We start from the raw sequence: 18,565 nt of genomic DNA on the forward strand, positions 1-18,565 counted from the left end.
AAATCAGCACATCCTCGAACGTACTTATTTTTCATCGTATCATACTTTGATAGAAATATTAAAGACTTTTATTTAATAAATTTATAAGATAAGGATTTTTCTGATATTGGTCGATTAATGGCACGAGCATGACTAAGAACATTTAGTATTACAGCTTGAACATCCCGTGAGATTTGCTACAAATTTTATTTTAGTTGATAAGTATTTCATTAGAAAAACTATTCCAAAGATATATATAACAGCTAAACTAATATATATGCTAGAGCTAGCAGGATGGTCTATAAAATTTATTAGTTGATAAATAATAACGGCAGACACATAAGCGATAGAAGCACTCCAAAGTACGGAAAGAATCGCCCAACCACGAGTGGACTCCCTTACCATTGCACCCACTACAGAAATACATGGGATATATAAAAGAACAAATAATAAATATGAAAAGGCTGCTGAAAGTGAGCCAAATTTAGCAATCATATTACCCATAGCACCATTATCCATATTTGCATCGGCTTTACTAGCTTCTATTGGATTAATTAGCGTTGCTAAATCTATACCTTTAATATTGTCTATGGTGGTATCCCAAGACTCTTTGAAACTATCTACAAGACTAAATTCTTTTGGTATAACATTGTTATCACCTTGGGTGTAAATAGTATTTAAAGTTCCCACTACAACTTCTTTGGCTAGAGTCCCTGTTATCAAACCTACAGTTGCTGGCCAGTTATTATCACTTATACCCATTGGATTAAGTATAGGAGTAATCTTCTTACCAGCATATTCAAGAGCAGTAGTCTTATTGGTTATGTATATACTATTTAGACTACCAACAATTATAGCTACAGGAACAATAACCTTACCTGCTCTAATTAAGAAAGATTTTAGTCTGTTCCAACTATATATCATTACAGTTTTAAATGAGGGTCTATGATAGGTTGGGATATCTAAAATAAATGGGGCTGTGTCACCTTTTAAAAAAGTGAATTTAATAATGTATCCTGTAATTATTGCACCAGCTATTCCTGCAAGGTATAGTAAGAATATAATAGTAGCGCCATTATGAGGAAAAAATGCACTAGCAAATACAGAAAATATCGCAAGTCTTGCTCCACAAGACATAAAAGGAGACATCATTAAAGTCATGAGTCTATCCTTACGTGTTTCTAGGGTTCTTGCTGCCATAATAGATGCAACATTACAGCCAAAACCAACGATTAAAGGTACGAAAGCTTTTCCAGATAAGCCGATTGATTGCATAAATCTATCCATAACAAAAGCAGCTCGTGACATATAACCAGAGTCTTCAAGAATTGACAGAAATATAAATAAAAATCCTATTTGAGGTATAAATCCTAGTACCGTGTTTATACCAGTACCTAAGCCATTTGCTAAGATCCCTATGAGAGGTTCAGGAAGTCCTATCATATTTGAATAATATGCTAAACCATCGACAAAAATAGCATGTGATAGATCATCAAACATTGGTTGTATCGCGCCACCTAATGTAATTGAAAATAAGAACATTAAGTACATCATAAGAAGAAATACTGGCACACCTAAGTATTTATTCATACATATGGCATCTAGAATTTTGGTAAGGTTGATTCGAGATACTTTCTTACTTTCTGTTGTAATGTTTACAATCTCTGCGACTGCTTGATGGCGGAGTTTTGCTATATCTATATTTTTAGTTATACCTATAGATTCTTTTAGTATTTTTAAATCTTTATCTTTGATTTCTTGAGCAAGCTGAATATCTCTACCATCAAGAAGCTCTGTAGTAAGCCATAAATTACCTATTTTAGTTTGACGTAGCTCACTAATTTGTTTTTCTGTTTTAAAGACAGTTTTAGGATAGAACTTTGTTAAATCAAAATTTGGTGTACTTTGTGGGCATGCTAAAGTTTGTTTTAGATCTTGAATACCAATATTTTTTGTTCCAACTATTGGTAAGACCTTATATCCAAGAGCTTTCTCTAGCTTATCATAGTGCACAATAGTACCTTTTTTAGTTGCAACATCTACCATGTTTACAGCTAAAATGACGGGTAGTCCGAGTTCTATAAGTTGAACAGTAAGGTATAAACTTCTATTTAGATTTGATGCATCTACTACATTAATAATTGCATTTGGCTTTTCTTTAACTATAAAAGAGTATGCTATTTGCTCATCAATAGAGTTCTCATCTGATACTGATAGGGAGTAAATTCCAGGGATATCAACAACTTCTATTTTTTTATCATTAAAGTTAAAGAAGCCTGTTTTTTTATCTACAGTTACTCCAGACCAGTTACCAACTTTTTGGTTAAGCCCTGTTAGAGCGTTGAAGATCGTTGTTTTTCCACAGTTTGGGTTACCAACAAGAGCATATTTCATAATAAATTCTCAAAGATATCTTTTTTTATGATAATTTGGTGTGACAAGTATATCAAAAGATATTTGATTGTGATATACGATAATGAGAATTATTATCAAACATTTATTATTATGTTGGCATTCCCATTTCCATTTGATGATCCACTATTGCCATAGACCATATCACATCTAGCAGTACCTTCTATTATTCCAGAAGTTATTTTAACCCTAGCTCCTCTTCTATATTGAGGCATAGTTGCTGTTATTACCGAACAATCATTAGAAAAAGCATTTTGATCTTTGCAAATCTTAATTTGAGTACCTTCAAGTGAAATATATAGTTCCTGATTCTCATTAAAGAATTTATTATTATTCTGATAATATGTCAAATTAGCAGTAGTAGTTTTACCTTGAATAGCATCAAAACTAAATGCTTGGATATCATTCCAGTCATTAATAAAAGCTTGATATTTACCTTTTCTAATTACACACTGAATATATTGACCATATGCTGGATTAGCTTTTATATTCGCAATCTCTTGTTGTTGCTGCTGTTGGTAAGCGAGTTCTTGAGCTTGTTGTTTCGCAGTTATGTCAGCTTGTTTTTGATATGCTTGAGCCTGTTGTTCTGGAGTCATGTTTTGCCATGTCTCATCAGATATTCCAAGAGGGTGAGTGGAACAACTAGCTATTAATAAACTACATAAGATTAAAAGTAATATTTTTTTCATTTATATAATTCTCTAAAGTGATAATAATTTTTTTCTATAAAACTTTAGTTCGGCGATTGATTCTTGAATATCATCTAAAGCTTTATGAGTAGCTTTTTTATTAAATATTTCACCATCTCCCCAGTATTCATTAAGAAGTTTTAGGCTAGTAACATCAAGCATTCTATAATGACAGTAGTCATCTATTTTAGGCATATATTTAGCGAGAAATCTTCTATCTTGCCATATTGAGTTACCACATAGAGGGGAGCTTTGATAAGGGACATATTGTTTTATAAAGTCTAGAATCTTTTGTTCAGCCTCCTCTAAAGAGATTTTACTATCTTTGACTCTTTGAGTAAGACCTGTCTCACCATGAGTTTTTATACACCATTCATTCATATTGTCTAAAATCTCATCTGATTGATGAATTGCAATGGGCTCAGCTTCAGCAATAGTATTTAAGTCTTTATCTGTAATGATCGCAGCTATTTCAATGATTTTACACTCTTCAACATCAAGTCCAGTCATCTCTAAGTCAATCCAGACTAGATTATCTATTGACTGCATATTATTCCTTGACTCTTGAAACATAGCTTGATGTTCTAGTATCAACTTTTATTACTTCACCAGTTTGTACAAAAAGAGGAACTCTTACAACAGCACCAGTAGATAATGTCGCTGGTTTACCGCCAGTTCCAGCAGTGTCTCCTTTTAAGCCTGGATCAGTCTCTACTATTTCAAGATTTACAAAGTTTGGCGGGGTTATTGATATTGGTTGACCATTAAATAAGATGACTTGGTATTCATCTTGATCTTTTAACCATTTTTTAGTTTCACCTAGTGCCTCATCAGAAACCATATACTGCTCAAATGTTTCAGGGTGCATAAACACATAACTATCTCCATCAAAATATGAGTATACAACTGTGAATTCTTCTACATCAGCGGCCTCAACAGACTCTCCTGATTTAAAAGTCTTTTCTATGACTCTATCATTAAGAAGATTCTTAAGTTTAACTCTGTTAAATGCTTGACCTTTACCAGGTTTAACAAACTCATTTTCAACGATAACCATAGGATTGCCATCTATTAAAACTTTTAGACCACCTTTAAATTCATTTGTGCTATAATTTGCCATTTTTAATATTCCTTAAATTTTTAAATTAAAATATTTTTAGTAATTTACTAGTCCCAACACGCTGTAGGTGTTTTATCAACAATAGCGCCATTTACTTGTAGTTGAATATCTGTACAAGGTGTATCCGCTGCTTGAGCTCCTTGTGCTGTAGCTGTAATTGTATAGCTTGAGCCTGCGCCATTATATGCTAGTTTATAAAGTCCACTTTGAGAATTGGTTTTATAGAAAGAGCTTATATCACTGCCTGATGGAAATGAGCCGTTGCGAATTTCAAAGTTATCAGCAGCATTTGATGCAGATAATAATTCTGATGTTGCTTCACTTCGATGACTTCTTAGGACATAGTTGTTGTATGTAGGGATGCCTATAGAAGCTAGAATAGCTATAATTGCTATCACAACCATTAACTCAACTAAAGAAAAACCTTTAATAAACAACAATTTTTTTCTTAACATAAAATCTAAGCCTTAGTAAATTTGTGGCTCACCATTTGGTCTCGTTCTATAGCGACGATGTTGCCATAGATACTGTTCAGGATATTTTCGAATAGCATCTTCTAAGAATTTATTAGTAATTTCAGCATCTTTATAAGCGTCACCTGTAAATTCTAGTGGCTCTCCTGTAACAATTTTATATTTTTTTAAGCATTTCTCTCGCACATAATATGCAGGAACCACAACAGCACCAGTTTTTTGAGCAAGCCATGGAGTTACTGTAAGAGTAGCACAAAGTTTGCCGAAAAATGGTGCAAAAACCGAGTTCTCTACTCCTGAGCTTTCTAATCCAAAATCTTGATCAGGAGCATACCACATGGTATAACCTTTTTTTAGACTTCTAATAACAGATATAAAATTTTTACTATCTAAACATTTGTAAAGGTTTCTTTCACGATAGTCTTTTATCAAATCCTCAATAAGAGGGTTGCCATTTTTTTGATACATCACTGTAAAAGGAGGGAACTCTTGTCCCATATATCTACCTATTATTTCAATACAGTGAAAATGGAAACCTAATATGATTAACTTTTGTTTAGGGTCATTATGATACTTCTCGAATCTTTCCCTAGAACCTTCTCCCCATTCAAATTCTATTTTATTAAATCTTTTCTTTGATAAAAGCCAAGCAGCAGTAGTTTCTGCTCCAGAAAGAACCATTGAGTAGTAACTCTTTTTAACAAGCTTTTCTATTTCTTTATCTGACTTTTCTGGATAGGCAATTTTGAGATTTTCTCGAGCGATTGCATTACGGCTTTTTAAGAAAGGTTTGATTATAAATCCAATGAATAGAACAATATACTTATGTGTAAATAAAGGCAGTTTTGAAGCACAGTTCATTATGCCTACTACAAGCCATATTCCCCAGTTTTCAGGTTTAAAGTTCTTACTGCTCATCTTACTCTTAAGTTAAGGTACTATTTAAATTTTAACATATAGTCTACTAATCATAAATAACTAATAAATTTTTTCTTCGCCAGGAGGTCTTGTTTTATAACGGCGGTGCTGCCATAAGTATTGTTCTGGATACTTGCGGATAGCATTCTCTAAGAATCTATTTGTTATATTAGCATCTTTGTGTGGATCTCCCGTAAATTCAATAGGTTCACAAGAAATGAGCTTATATCCTGATAAATCTTTTTTTCTTATATAATACATAGGTACAACTGTTGCGCCTGTCTTTTGAGCAAGCCAAGGAGTCACTGTTAGAGTAGAGCAAAGCTTGCTAAAAAAATTAACAAAAACAACATGCTCTTTGAAATCTTGATCAGGAGCATACCACATTGTCATACCTCTTTTAAGGCTTTTTATTACCGAGACTATATTTTTACGCTGAAAGCATTTATCAATATATTTTTCACGAGAGGATGTTATTATATGCTCCATTAATGGACTACTATGCTTTTGATACATTATTGATAAAGGCTTAATATTATTACCAACATATCTACCCGCGATTTCTAAAGAATGAAAGTGGAATCCTAAAGCTAAAAGAGTTCGGTTTGGGTCATTATGAACATCAATAAAAGTTTTGAAATCAGAAGTGTCTATATTTAGTTTCTTGAAGTTTTTATCTGTCATAAACCAAGCGATTAAGCTCTCGAATCCTGCCATGCAAGCAGATTTATAACTTTCATTAGCCAGTTTTTTTATTTCTTGATCTGACTTTTCAGGGAAAGCTATCTTTAAATTAGTAATAGCTATTTGATTACGTTTTTTTGCGAGAGGTTTTGCTAAAAACCCTATACCAATAGCAAGGCGCATTAATGCTTTATATGGGAGTATATTTACAACGACTTTACATAAGCCAACTATGATCCATATCCCCCAGTATTTTGGTTTTAAAAAAGATTTGTCCATAGTATTGATATTTTATTTTTTATGTGTTGCTTGATAACGTTTTGTTATAAACCATTGTTGCAAAATACTGATTAAGTTATTTGTTAACCAGTATAACACTAATCCTGATGGGAATGATGCAAATAAGAATGTAAATATTACAGGTAAGAACATCATTATCTTAGCTTGCATAGGATCTGCAGGAGCTGGAGAAAGTCTTTGTTGTAAGAACATTGATATTCCCATTAATACAGGAAGAACAAAGTAAGGGTCTTTCATTGATAAGTCATGAATCCAGAAAATAAAAGGAGCATGTCTTAATTCTACTGACTCTAGCAATACCCAATATAATGAAATGAATATAGGAATCTGTATTACCATAGGTAAACATCCACCAAGAGGATTAACTTTTTCCTCTTTGTACATTTCCATCATTTTTTTACCAAGAGCTTGACGGTCATCTTTATATATTTCTTGAAGGCGCTTAATTCTTGGTTGTAACATTCTCATTTTTGCCATAGAGCGGTAACTTTTAGCAGAAAGAGGATAGAATATTAGTTTGATAAGTACAGTAACTAAGATAATTGATAATCCCCAGTTACCGACTAGCGCATGGATATGGCTCATAACCCAGAAAATAATCTCAGAGAAGAATGATAGCATACCGTAATCTAAAGTTTTCTCTAAGTTTGGAGCTAGGCTAACTAGGTTATCTTTGATGATAGGACCTGTGTAAAGCACAGAAGATACATTTTGTGATTGATTTGGAGCTATTGTTAGACCAGTATATTCACCAGCTTCAAAAACATCGCCATTTAGGTTTTTATAGTATATTTTTGAATTTGATGCTTGAGGTATCCAAGCAGTCATGAAGTAGTGTTCTAAGAAGGCAACCCAGCCTTGACCGTTGTTATCAATTATTGTCGGTTTGCCACTAGTCTTAGATATATCTTTAAAAGATTCTTTTCTAAATTTATCTTGAGGAGTTGAATATGCAACACCTGTAAAAGTATAACTATGAGCATTTAATAAACTAAAGCTATCTCCTGCAGGATCAAAATCTCTAGCTAATGAATCATCAACTATAACATTAATAGGGTTAGAAGTAGTATTAGTGATTTTTTGTGATATTAAAATATTGTATTTAGAATCATCAAAGGTATATGTTCTAACTATATCTAAGCCATCTACAGAACCAGATAAAGTCAGAATTTGTTTGCCATCTTGCTTTTTAATTCCTTCATTTTTAAATTCTACATTTACTGGCTTTCTATCTATTACAACACTGCTTTTTGCAATATACTCAGAGCCTTGCTTTTCTGTTAGTAAACTCATAGGAGTTTTATCATTTAAGCTAACTGTATAATCTTTTAAAGATGCTGAAGTGATAGCGCCATTAAGTAAGCTAACTTTTAGGTTTTTGAAAACATTAGTGTTTATGGTTACACTGTCAGCTTTATCATATTGAGAGAAACTTGTTTTTGAGGTTAAGCTAGGAGTTTGATCTTTAGCTGCATCGCCGCCTGCTTTAGAATCTGCTGGCTGTGTGTAGTGATTACTCTCTTGAGTTTTTGTTGTTTGTTGCTCGCTAGATGAAGTAGAAGGAAAAGTTTGCTCCCACTTATTCATTAGAGATAAAAACATTATTGCTATTATAACTAATAGTAATATTCTTATATGATTAGCTTTCATTATTTCTTTAAACCTTTTATTTTTTCCGGAACTGGGTCGTAGTAGTCTCTTTTTGCTAGTGGATGGCAGCGCAAAAGTCTACGTATAGTTAAATATAATCCCTTTAGTATACCATGAGATTTTAGAGCTTCTAGAGCATATTCAGAACAAGTTGGATAATATCTACATCTAGCTGGTATAAAAGGGCTAATACAGTAACGATAAAGTTTGATTAATAGTATGAAGGGAACTATTGTGATTTTCTTAAGAATTGATAAAAACTTTCTATAGATTGCCACAAATCTTCCTTAGTAGCTTGAGATGCCGTTTTTTTGCTTAGTACAATCAGGCTTTTTTGATCTAAAGAGTCTTTGTTTAATCGGAAAAACTCTTTAATAAGTCTCCGACAAAGATTTCTTTTAGTAGCTTTTTTTATGCTTTTTTTAGGCAAGATCACACAAATGCCTGGATCTTTAATATCTCTTTGGCCAAGCAAAAAAGTAAAGTGTAGTGTGCTTAACTTATTTTCAACGTTATCAAAAGCCTGTTTGATCTCACTTTTATTAAGTATATTTTGTTTGGTTAAACAAAAATTATGCACTAAGCTTAGCTCTACCTTTAGCTCTTCTGTTTCTAATAACTTTTCTTCCGCTTAAAGTTTTCATGCGTGCACGGAAACCATGAGTTCTTTTTCTTTTTAGGTTTGAAGGTTGGAATGTTCTTTTCATTTTATTTTCCTCTTTAAAATTTTTATCTTTATTTTATAAATCACAGAAATAGTTTCGGTATTCTATAGAAAAGACATTAATTAGTCAAATACTATTTGTTGGCGATCAACGCGAGAAACTTATTTTGAACAAGGTACTAAATTCATTTTATTTAACTCACTCCAAGAAGCATCTGGGCATTTCTTTGGCTGTTTGCTCGGCAAGCAATAACCTTGCCAACCTCTATAGTCTTGTGTACTTAGACATTTTTTAAACTTTTTAACTTTAAGATATGCTGGAGTCCAAGTAGAAGAGCTAGAACCCATTAATTGTTCTTTTTGTTTGGGCTGATCTATTTTTACCTGGTTCTGGCTAGACTTTGGGTCTGTGTTTATTGGCATAGCACTCATTGCTGTAGTAGCCTTTTGATCGCTAGAATTTATTTTTTGAGTTGATCCACTAGATACTTGTAAACTAAATCCTGTAGATAAAAATATACTTAATCCTAATGTTGTAACTATTTTTGTCATTTAAGTTTTTATTAATACTTTGATTTTTGTGTGCATAATGATATTTACTTTTTTTGCGCTATTCAAGTTAATCATGTTTTTTTACTCATGATATAATTCTAATATTTTAATTACTGAAGAGTTTCAAATGTCAGATTTATACCATGTTATTGGTTTTCCTGTAAAACATAGTTTATCTCCAAAAATTCAAATGGAGCTAGCTAGGCAGTACAGCCAGGATATGATTTTTACAGCTATAGAGGTTAAGCCTGAAGAATTAGAAGAAAAAATTAAAGAGTTTAAAAATAATACTGAAGTTAAAGGTTTAAGTGTAACGATTCCTCATAAAGAGAGAGTTTTTGCCTTAGCTGACGACTCAGATACAACAGCAAAAGCAGTTGGTGCTGCGAGTAATGTTATTTTTACTCCAGAGCGGAAAATGATAGCTTTAAATTATGATGGTTTGGGAATAGTTAATGACATTAAAAATAATTATAAAGTTGAGCTTAAACAAAAAAAAGTACTTGTGGTAGGTGCAGGAGGTGCTGCAAAAGCCGTTGTTGCTGCCATAATAAAAGAATCTCCTAAATCGATAGCTATTGCAAATAGGACTATGCAAAAAGCACAAGCAATAGCTAACTTATTTGTGTCAGAATTCGCTATAGATATTGAAGACTTCACAAATATTTCAGGAACGTTTGATATTGTTATTAACTCAACCTCATCAAGTATTCATCAAGAGATGTTGCCTTTAAAAACTACAAACTTTACTGAAAATGCTTTTGCGTATGATTTGATGTATGCAGATGTAGGAACTATTTTTACAAAGTGGTGTCAGGAAAATCATATATTTGCAGCTGATGGTAAAGGGATGTTGCAAGAGTTAAGTAAAGCAGTATTTAAATATTGGAGAGGACTGTGACTAGTTAGGTTGATATGGTATTATATCAATTATATAAAACATTGGCATGATTGCGTAAAATAGGCTGATTTGAATAAAAAGATATTATTTCTGGGTGTAGGAGGTATTGGAGTTTCTGCACTTGCTATAGCTGCTAAAAATCTTGGTGCAGCTGTTGATGGGTATGATAGTAAGCCTAATAAACTAACATCTAGACTTGAAGCTTTAGGAATCAAAATATTTACCTCAATAAATGATATTAGCTTAGATAGTTATAATATGATCGTTTATTCAAGCGCGATTTCAGTTGAAAATCCTTTGCTTCAAAAAGCTAAGATTCTTGGGATAGAATGTCTACAAAGAGCAATGTTCCTGGCAATTTTAATGAGAGATTTTGATTATAGTATAGCTGTAACAGGAACTCATGGGAAAACTACGACATCAAGTGTTTTAGCAACGTTATTATGCCATCTTGATAACAAAAGTAGTTTTGTCGTTGGAGGAGTCGTTAAATATACAGATTCTAATATTCAAGTAAATGGTAAAGATAAATTAGTCATAGAAGCTGATGAAAGCGATGCGTCATTTCTGCATTTGAATCCACAGTGTGCAATAGTTACTAATGTTGATCTTGATCATATGGCAACTTATAAAAATAGTTATGAAAATCTCATAGATAATTTTTTGCAATTTCTTTCTAAAGAAACAGTTGAGAACATTTATTTATGTGTAGATGATAAAGGATGTAATGATTTATTAGCAAAAAATGCTTTGAATGATAAAAATATAGTATCATATGGATTTTCACAAGGTGCAGATGCTCAAATAAGTGATTATCGTGTAGATTATGACTATACATACTTTAAGGTTTGTCATAGAAATAAAAATTATGATTTTGCCATTCAGCTGCCTGGTGAATATAATGTGCAAAATGCTACAGCATGTATCATCTGTTGTTTAGATTTAGGTTTCAAATATAAAGATATAAAGCAAATATTATTAGATGTTGCGGGGGTTGCAAGACGGTTTGACAGATATATAAAAAATATCTCAGGACATCAGGTAGAGGTCATTGATGATTATGGACACCATCCTGTCGAAGTTGCTAGCTGTCTAAGAGCTGTTAAAGAGAAGTTTCCTGATAAAAAGATTATTCATATATTTCAACCGCATAGATATACTAGAAATAGAGATTTATTTAAAGATTGGATAACTACTCTTCGTGTTGCAGATCAATTAATTTTATTACCAACTTATTCAGCTGGCGAAGAAGTGATCGCTGGATTTGAAAGTCAAGATATCGCTAAGGAAATTACTAATAGTATACTAGCTGATAATTTTGGTAGTGCTATATCTGCTTTGAAGAGTATTGTTGATGATAAATCAATAATCTTAGTACAAGGAGCAGGAGATGTTACGAATTTAGTGGAGATGCTAGATGAGTAATATAGAAAAATCAACTTTGTATGTTGTTGCAACGCCAATAGGTAATTTAGGAGATATAACACTTCGTGCTATTGATGTGCTAAGAGAGGCAGATATTATTTTAGCTGAAGATACTCGTGTGACATCAAAGCTTTTGTTAAGCCTTAATATCAGGAAAGATCAGAAGCTATTATCGTGCCATGACTTCAATGAAGAGTCGAGGATACAACAGGTTAAAGAGCTTTTAGACGAGGGAAAAGTAGTTGCTTTAGTTAGTGATGCAGGAACTCCATTAATATCTGATCCTGGATATAAAATAGTAACAAATCTACGTAAAGAGAATTATAAAATAGTTCCTATTCCGGGAGTTAGTGCTGCGATCACGGCTTTATCAGTAGCAGGGTTACCTTCAGATAGCTTTGTATTTAAAGGATTCCTATCTGCAAAAAAAGCAAAAAGGCAGGAGCAGATACTTGAGTTTAAGAGTCTTAATACGACTGTTATATTATATGAGTCTGTACATAGGATAGAATATTTGTTAGCTGATTTGGATAGTGTTTTGCCAAATGTAGATATTGTTGTTGCGAAAGAGCTAACGAAACAATTTGAGACTTTTGTTAATGGAAAACCAGGTCAGGTTATAGAGTTTTTTAAGAGTTATCCTGAAAAGCTAAAAGGTGAATTTGTTGTAATAGTTGATTGTAGTGGGCATGACGCATCAGATCCATCTAGTAGTATCGATCAAGAACTATTGCTTAGAGCATTGCTTGAAGAATTACCTTTGAAAAAGGCTGTTAAGTTAACTACAGAATTATTAAACCTTAAAAAAAATGATGTTTATCAAAGAGCCTTGGATTTAAAAAAAGATATGGATTTGAAGAAAAATGCTTAGTAGATCTTTATACACTATCAGACAGATGTTTCATTACAGAAAAAAGCTTAGATCTTTGAAGCAGAATAATTGCTTAGAAAGTGTTGTAAATTTAACCTCGAAGTTTTTAAATCAGAAAAAAATTAGCTATTTAGCTTTAGATTTTGATGGTGTATTAGCTAGTCATGGTAAGCCAGAAATTCTTGCCGAGGTTCGAGATTGGTTAGATAATTTTGTCACTAAATTTGGTGAAGATAATATATTTATCCTTTCAAATAAACCAACTCAAGAAAGGTTGGAGTATTTTAGAAAATATTTTCCTAAAATTAGATTTATATCAGGAGTAGCTAAGAAACCATATCCTGATGGACTTAACAAAATTATAGAAATGCTTAATTGTAGACCACAAGAAATTGCTCTTGTAGATGATAGACTTTTGACTGGTTGTCTTGCATGCTTTATTGCTGGGTGTTATCCAATACTTATAACAAAACCTTATGTTGATAGAGAAAACTATACAAGAGAGGAAAAATTTTTTAGTTTTTTACGTTATTGGGAGCAAAAAATCTTTTTATAGAATTTTACTTGTGAGTATTTTAATTTATTATTATTTAATGGTTGTATGAAATTTTTAAAACTAAACTTATTTATGAAAAAAATTATAGTTTTGCTAGTAATTGTGTTTTTATGTACTAATGCTTTTGCTAATTCTACTTTTACACAGTCTTTTTTTGATGACCATAACTATTCAACTGACAATTTCTCACCTAAGAATAATAATTATAGAGATGATGCGAAAATACAGGAATATGGTTATAGCTTTGGCAAGGATGACTCTGAAAATTATAACTGTAGCTATGATGCAGCAGGACAAGTAAGATGTGGGGATTATAAACTTAGAAAAGATACAACTACTAATAGTGGTAAGAAATTGAGTAAAAAGATGTTAGAGCATCTTGAGAAACTTAAAAAGTCTAAAAATGTTCATGAAGGTGATGATTTTAACTGCGCTTTAGATAATGGTGATGAAGTTTATTGTTGGGGTAGTAATAAAAGAGGTCAGCTTGGAACACCAGACATAAAAAATAAAGCAAAGATTCCACAAAAAGTTGATACTAATGTTAAGTTTAAAAAAGTGTACACAAAAGCACATTATGCTTGTGCATTAGATGATAATAATCATGCCTATTGTTGGGGTGATGGTAGTAATGGTGAGGTTGGAAATGGCGAAAAAGGTCTTTTTAATGAACCACAAAAAGTCAAAACAGATATGCAGTTTAGTAGATTAATTATGGCAAGAACATATACTTGTGGAATTGTTAAGCAATCTAATCAAGTATATTGTTGGGGTAAGGGTAACAAAGGTACTATAAATTTAGACTCTACAGTACCAGTTAAAATTTAAAAAGTAATATTAAGAAATTTATTTATGAAAAAAAATTTAGTTGTAATGGTTTTGGTGTTTTTAGGAAGTAGTGTTTTTGCTCTTGATACTTATACCCAAAACTTCTTTTCGGCATATAATCGAAACTATGAATATAACAAAGATATCTCTTATTATGGATCAGGAGAGCTTAGCGTTGGAGAGTATCAGATTATAGAGCCTGACTCTGATAATGACAATGCTAAACAAATAGAAGAGCATTACAAACAACTTCAAAAAGCTAAAGGAATCAGTGAGAAAAATGGTTCTAAGTGCTTTATGGATAGAAATTATAATATTTATTGTATAAATGACAAGAATACTGAAGAGCCGGAAGAACAACAAGCTAAAGCTTCGGACTCTTTAGGAATAAGCTTTAGTGATGAGAGTAAGTTTGAAAAAGTTTATGGTCAGAGTAAATATGCTTGTGCTTTAGATAAGCAAGGAAATGCTTACTGCTGGGGTGATGGAGAGCAAGGAGAGATTGGTAATGGAGAGAGAGGACACTTTAGTAAGCCACAAAAAGTAAAAACAGATGTCAAATTTAGTAGATTAAGTGTCTCTAAAACATATGTTTGTGGAATTGCCAAAGGAAATGGTGGTGTTTATTGTTGGGGTAAAAGCACAGGTAGTACAAACTTAAACTCTGCAGTTCCTGTCCAGATATAAAATGAGCACAGACTCTAAAAAGTTTATTACAAATTCAAAGCATTATAAAATTGTAACAGAGCTCAATGATCAGTTAAGTAACTGTGAAGAGTTTGTAATTAGTGTTGCATTTGTAACATTAAGTGGAGTTTTGTGTATCTTAGAGTCTCTGCGTCAATTAGAGGCAAAAAATATAAAAGGTAAAATCTTAACCGGATGCTACTTAAATTTTACTGAGCCAAAAGCACTAGAAGTTCTTCTTAAATTTAATAACATAGAGCTCAAAATACTTGATAGTGAAAACTTTCATGCTAAAGGATTTTTTTTTAGGAAGAAACAAAGTTGGCAAATAATGTTAGGGAGTTCAAATTTAACTCAATCAGCCCTTACAGTAAATAGTGAATGGAATGTGTTATTTGAAGCTAGTCAATGTGATGAAATTGTTAGACAAGCGTTATCAGAATTTAATAGACTTTTTGATCAAGCTAAGGAAGCTAAAGATTTTATTGATGAATATAAAGAAATATATCTCAGGCAGGATAATTTACAGATTAGTCAAAAAAATATTTTAACTAGTAGCATAAATCCAAATAAAGCCCAAATAGAAGCGTTAAATAACCTAGAGACATTAAGAAATAATGGTAAAAAAAAGGCTTTAATAATAAGTGCTACAGGAACTGGCAAAACTTTTTTAAGTGCGTTTGATGTTGCTAAAGTTAGACCTAAGCGTTGTCTTTTTATAGTTCATCGTACAAATATTGCAATTAAGGCTAAAGAAACTTTTGCTAAAGTTATCAAAGATAAAAGTTTTGGTTTATATACAGGAGATAATAAAGATTCTGCGGAATATTTATTTGCAACTATACAGACGCTTAAGAATCCTAAAGTTTTAGCAAGATTTTCAAAGGATGAGTTTGACTACATAATAGTTGATGAAGTTCATCATGCTGAAGCAAAGAGCTATAAAAAGGTTCTTGATTACTTCGAAACCAAATTTTTACTTGGAATGACAGCAACGCCTGAGAGATCTGATGAGGCAGATATATTTAAACTATTTGACTATAACATTGCTTATGAAATTAGATTACATCAAGCCTTAGAGGAAGATTTACTATGTCCATTTCATTATTTTGCAATAGAAGATTTTTATATTGAGTCAGAAAGGTCGCTGCTCAGTGATTTTTCAAGATTAGTCGATGATAATCGAATTGCACATATAATTGAGAAAATGAACTTTTATCAGTTTAGTGGAAATTCAAGAAAAGCACTAATTTTTGTTAGCAATGTTAATGAAGCAAAACAGATGTCTATTAAACTAGCTCAGAAAGGAGTAAAGGCTAAAGCATTAACGAGCGAAGATTCAGAAAAATTCAGATCAGAAGTTATAAACCAGCTTGAGTCAAATCAGTTAGAAGCTATAGTAACAGTTGATATTTTTAATGAAGGTATTGATATTCCATGCGTAAATCAGGTTATACTGCTACGCCCAACTCAAAGTGCCATAGTTTATATTCAACAATTAGGTAGAGGCTTACGTAAGTATAAGGACAAGCATTTTGTTGTAGTTTTAGATTTTATTGCAAACTATGATAGTAATTTTCTTATTCCTGTGGCATTAAGTCAAAATAATAGTTATGATAAGGATGAGTTAAAAAAGTTTGTAGTTTCTCCAAATAATTATATAGCGGGTCAAAGTACAATAACATTTACGAATATCGCTAAGGAAATTATTTATAAAAATATTAAAGTAACAAATTTTTCTCAGCTGAAAAATATAAAAAGAGATTATAAACAGTTAAAAAAAGAGCTTGGAAGAATACCAACTTTAGTTGATTTTCAAAAGTATAACTTTATATCTCCAGAAGTCATCTTATCTGCTAAAGATACATATTATGATATATTAAGCTCTTTTAAAGAAACTATCCCTAAACTTGATAGAAGGCAATATTTAGTCTTAAAATTTATATCTAGAGAATTTACTCCAGCAAAAAGGTTATATGAAATACTTATATTAGAATATTTACTAGATTGTAATATATTAAAACTTTCGCAACTTGAATCAAAACTTCGAGCAAATTTAGATAATTTTGATACGGAGAGCTTTAATAATGCTTTGAAACATTTGGCTTTAGAAATATTTACAGTTAATGCTGCTAGACAAGAGTATGAGTCTTTAATCTCTATAAGTAATGGTAAAGTTCTACTTCGAATAGCCGATTTAATAAAAGATAATAGTTTCTTAGAATCTCAAATTAAAGATTTGCTTGAATATAATAAGTTGGTTTATATAGAAAAATATATGGATCATAAGTGTGCTGGTTTATCCATGTATATTAAGTATTCAAAAAAGGATATTGCCCATCTGCTCAATCAAGACTATACCAATGGCGGGGTTAACTTAGCAGGATATAGAGTTTTTGATAACAAAGCTCTTCTTTTTATGACTTTTGATGAGAGTAAGAAGTTTACTCAGCACGATAATAAATTTATTTCATCTAAGTGTTTTACTTACTACTCAAAAATAGGAAAAGATTTAAATGATAAGCTTGAGAGAGAATTGATAAAAGACACTTATACAAAATATGTATTTGCAAGAACTAGTAAAAATGATAATTATTTTTATTTAGGGATAATATCAAAATGCTTAGGTGCTATAGAACTTGCTGAGCCTAAGAAAATGGTTGAATATAGGTTTCAATTACAACAAGAATTACCTAATGAAATATGGAAGTATTTTGAAGTAATTTATAAAAATAAAATTTGATGTGTAATTAAATGCTTTTTTATTTTTGTTTGTTATAATGAAGTTAAAGGAAGACAAGTTAGGAGAGTCGTCATGGCGTATAAAAAGGTTTTACTAGCGGTAAATGTTTATGAAAATGCAGATGTTGTAATTAATTCTGCAATAGACTTTGCTAAGAAAAATAATACTGAAGTTTTGAAGGTAGTTACAGTTATTGATTGTGTAGCACCATTTGCACCATCTATTGTTGATTTTCAGCATTCAATAGAGCAAGAAGCAAAAGAAGAACTAGATAAACTAGTAGCTAAAATCTCTGGAATTAAGGTTGAACATGAAGTCTTAGTTGGTAATCCTGCGGCTGAGATAGTTACGTATGCAGAAGAAAGTCAGTGTGATGTTATCGTACTTGGATCTCATGCTACTCACGGTATAAACTTACTTTTAGGTTCTGTAGCAAATGCTGTTCTACATAAAGCTAAGTGCGATGTGTTAACGGTAAGAGTTAGTGAAAATGAAGCTGCTGTAAGCAAAGCTCATAGTTACAAAAAATTACTAGTGCCTACAGATCTTGAGAATGATTCATGTGATGTTGTTAACAAAGCAAAAGAAGTTGCTAAACTTTATAATGCACAATTAGATACGGCATTTGTTATACCTAATGATAGTATTTCTTTGATGACTTATGAGACAGCTAAAGTTGAAGCAGCATTAGAAAAATTTGCTGAGAAAAACAATATAACTGGTCAAAAATCAGTAATGATCGGTGCAATATCTAATAGCCTATTAGAGAAAGCAAAAGAAAATAAAAATGATCTAATCGTTGTTGGTAGTCATAGAAGAAGTGCGGTTGGTAGATTTTTCTTAGGATCAACAGCAAATAGTATTTTGCATGAAGCGAATGTTGATGTTCTTGTTGTAAGACTTAAATAAACAAAATATCTTTCTTATAAATATCTTAATTATTAAAATAAAATCTCAAAAATCTTCATTAAATATTTATTAAAAAGTATATTTTTAGTAAAAAATATACTTAAATAGAAGTATCAGATTAAAAAAAAGACTGTTGAATAAATCTTTCAATTTCTATGAATAGGAATATTTTTGCTATTTTTAGTAAAAACTTAGCCTTAA

At 31.6% G+C, this 18,565-nt stretch carries 20 protein-coding genes; 8 read left to right on the forward strand and 12 right to left on the reverse strand.

The window, feature by feature from the left end; all coding sequences use genetic code 11:
• Positions 1 to 132: 132 nt before the first annotated feature.
• From feoB to R8535_RS04370, 12 genes are all read right to left on the reverse strand, one after another.
• Entirely contained in the window at positions 133 to 2,373 is a 2,241-nt protein-coding gene (feoB, locus tag R8535_RS04315) for a Fe(2+) transporter permease subunit FeoB (RefSeq protein WP_329497613.1), read from the reverse strand.
• 95 nt (positions 2,374 to 2,468) lie between these two features.
• Positions 2,469 to 3,083: a hypothetical protein gene (locus R8535_RS04320; protein ID WP_329497611.1), complete on the reverse strand. Its 615-nt coding sequence runs from the start codon at positions 3,081 to 3,083 to the stop codon at positions 2,469 to 2,471.
• Between the two features lie 12 nt (positions 3,084 to 3,095).
• The gene (gene orn / locus R8535_RS04325; protein WP_329497609.1) at positions 3,096 to 3,632 is read right to left on the reverse strand and encodes an oligoribonuclease; all 537 of its coding nucleotides are present in this window, start codon (positions 3,630 to 3,632) and stop codon (positions 3,096 to 3,098) included.
• Between the two features lies 1 nt (position 3,633).
• Positions 3,634 to 4,203, reverse strand: a complete 570-nt coding sequence (efp, locus tag R8535_RS04330) for an elongation factor P (protein ID WP_329497608.1) — start codon at positions 4,201 to 4,203, stop codon at positions 3,634 to 3,636.
• 47 nt (positions 4,204 to 4,250) lie between these two features.
• Entirely contained in the window at positions 4,251 to 4,658 is a 408-nt protein-coding gene (locus R8535_RS04335; RefSeq protein ID WP_442902165.1) for a type IV pilin protein, read from the reverse strand.
• A gap of 12 nt (positions 4,659 to 4,670) precedes the next feature.
• Positions 4,671 to 5,594 carry a lysophospholipid acyltransferase family protein gene (locus R8535_RS04340; RefSeq protein ID WP_329497606.1) on the reverse strand — a complete coding sequence of 308 codons (924 nt, stop codon included), beginning with the start codon at positions 5,592 to 5,594 and terminating at the stop codon, positions 4,671 to 4,673.
• 60 nt (positions 5,595 to 5,654) lie between these two features.
• Complete coding sequence (locus R8535_RS04345) at positions 5,655 to 6,557, reverse strand: LpxL/LpxP family acyltransferase (RefSeq protein ID WP_329497604.1); 903 nt, start codon at positions 6,555 to 6,557, stop codon at positions 5,655 to 5,657.
• 12 nt (positions 6,558 to 6,569) lie between these two features.
• Positions 6,570 to 8,228: a membrane protein insertase YidC gene (gene yidC, locus R8535_RS04350; protein ID WP_329497602.1), complete on the reverse strand. Its 1,659-nt coding sequence runs from the start codon at positions 8,226 to 8,228 to the stop codon at positions 6,570 to 6,572.
• A complete protein-coding gene (yidD, locus tag R8535_RS04355; RefSeq protein ID WP_442902164.1) occupies positions 8,228 to 8,506 on the reverse strand; it encodes a membrane protein insertion efficiency factor YidD in 279 nt (92 codons plus the stop codon). Before yidD ends, yidC begins: the two co-directional genes overlap by 1 nt.
• Positions 8,458 to 8,808, reverse strand: a complete 351-nt coding sequence (rnpA, locus tag R8535_RS04360) for a ribonuclease P protein component (RefSeq protein ID WP_329497600.1) — start codon at positions 8,806 to 8,808, stop codon at positions 8,458 to 8,460. Before rnpA ends, yidD begins: the two co-directional genes overlap by 49 nt.
• On the reverse strand, positions 8,801 to 8,935 hold the full coding sequence (gene rpmH / locus R8535_RS04365; protein ID WP_329477625.1) for a 50S ribosomal protein L34: 135 nt from the start codon (positions 8,933 to 8,935) through the stop codon (positions 8,801 to 8,803). The genes rnpA and rpmH overlap by 8 nt, the downstream gene beginning before the upstream one ends.
• Positions 8,936 to 9,054: 119 nt before the next feature.
• Positions 9,055 to 9,444 (reverse strand): hypothetical protein, encoded by a 390-nt coding sequence (locus R8535_RS04370; protein ID WP_329497598.1) that lies wholly within the window; start codon positions 9,442 to 9,444, stop codon positions 9,055 to 9,057.
• A gap of 127 nt (positions 9,445 to 9,571) precedes the next feature.
• Here R8535_RS04370 and aroE point away from each other — a divergent pair, with 127 nt between their 5' ends.
• The 8 genes from aroE (at position 9,572) to R8535_RS04410 (ending at position 18,364) form a co-directional block, all read left to right on the forward strand.
• Positions 9,572 to 10,345: a shikimate dehydrogenase gene (aroE, locus tag R8535_RS04375; protein WP_329497596.1), complete on the forward strand. Its 774-nt coding sequence runs from the start codon at positions 9,572 to 9,574 to the stop codon at positions 10,343 to 10,345.
• A 69-nt stretch (positions 10,346 to 10,414) separates the two neighbouring features.
• On the forward strand, positions 10,415 to 11,770 hold the full coding sequence (gene murC / locus R8535_RS04380; RefSeq protein ID WP_329497594.1) for a UDP-N-acetylmuramate--L-alanine ligase: 1,356 nt from the start codon (positions 10,415 to 10,417) through the stop codon (positions 11,768 to 11,770).
• Positions 11,763 to 12,641: a 16S rRNA (cytidine(1402)-2'-O)-methyltransferase gene (gene rsmI, locus R8535_RS04385; RefSeq protein ID WP_329497593.1), complete on the forward strand. Its 879-nt coding sequence runs from the start codon at positions 11,763 to 11,765 to the stop codon at positions 12,639 to 12,641. The genes murC and rsmI overlap by 8 nt, the downstream gene beginning before the upstream one ends.
• A complete protein-coding gene (locus R8535_RS04390; RefSeq protein ID WP_329497591.1) occupies positions 12,634 to 13,197 on the forward strand; it encodes a YqeG family HAD IIIA-type phosphatase in 564 nt (187 codons plus the stop codon). Before rsmI ends, R8535_RS04390 begins: the two co-directional genes overlap by 8 nt.
• A gap of 72 nt (positions 13,198 to 13,269) precedes the next feature.
• Positions 13,270 to 14,025, forward strand: coding sequence for an RCC1 domain-containing protein (locus tag R8535_RS04395; protein WP_329497589.1), 756 nt, complete (start codon positions 13,270 to 13,272; stop codon positions 14,023 to 14,025).
• A 24-nt stretch (positions 14,026 to 14,049) separates the two neighbouring features.
• Positions 14,050 to 14,712 carry an RCC1 domain-containing protein gene (locus tag R8535_RS04400; RefSeq protein WP_329497588.1) on the forward strand — a complete coding sequence of 221 codons (663 nt, stop codon included), beginning with the start codon at positions 14,050 to 14,052 and terminating at the stop codon, positions 14,710 to 14,712.
• Position 14,713: 1 nt separating this feature from the next.
• Positions 14,714 to 17,455, forward strand: a complete 2,742-nt coding sequence (locus R8535_RS04405) for a DUF3427 domain-containing protein (RefSeq protein WP_329497586.1) — start codon at positions 14,714 to 14,716, stop codon at positions 17,453 to 17,455.
• Between the two features lie 72 nt (positions 17,456 to 17,527).
• Positions 17,528 to 18,364, forward strand: coding sequence for a universal stress protein (locus R8535_RS04410; protein ID WP_329497584.1), 837 nt, complete (start codon positions 17,528 to 17,530; stop codon positions 18,362 to 18,364).
• Positions 18,365 to 18,565: the final 201 nt, after the last annotated feature.

The organism is Francisella sp. 19S2-4 (assembly GCF_036281795.1).
GTDB lineage: Bacteria > Pseudomonadota > Gammaproteobacteria > Francisellales > Francisellaceae > Francisella.